The organism is Pseudoalteromonas sp. PPB1, from assembly GCF_015356275.1.
Lineage (GTDB): Bacteria > Pseudomonadota > Gammaproteobacteria > Enterobacterales > Alteromonadaceae > Pseudoalteromonas > Pseudoalteromonas rubra_D.
Window position 1 is genome coordinate 1 of sequence record NZ_JACEQV010000104.1, and the last position, 411, is coordinate 411.

The 411-nt window shown below is 44.8% G+C and carries 2 tRNA genes; both read right to left on the bottom strand.

Going from position 1 to position 411, the window contains the following annotated elements:
• Positions 1-81: 81 nt before the first annotated feature.
• A tRNA-Ala gene (locus IY568_RS24495) sits at positions 82-157 on the bottom strand.
• A gap of 115 nt (positions 158-272) precedes the next feature.
• Positions 273-349: transfer RNA gene (locus IY568_RS24500), tRNA-Ile, on the bottom strand.
• Positions 350-411 lie beyond the last annotated feature (62 nt).

Genomic DNA, 411 nt, shown 5'->3' on the forward strand with positions numbered 1-411 from the left:
CTTCTCAGAGTTAAAAACTCTCAGTTTCTTATTTTAAGTAACTGTCTTAAGAGTGCTTATCTATGAGAAGGAGTAGTAAAGTGGTGGAGCTAAGCAGGATCGAACTGCTGACCTCCTGCGTGCAAGGCAGGCGCTCTCCCAGCTGAGCTATAGCCCCACATTACTAGGAATAACATTGCTTTGAACCGAGCTTCTTTTTGAGGCCAGGCATTAAGTGAGGACGTTTAGTGTTTTCTAAACGACGAGCTTAATAACGCAGCATCGGGAAGAAGTGGTGGGTCTGAGTAGACTTGAACTACCGACCTCACGCTTATCAGGCGTGCGCTCTAACCAGCTGAGCTACAGACCCAAACAATGTTTGTGTTCTCTAATTCTAATCAACAATCATCTGTGTGGACACTTCGAACAAAT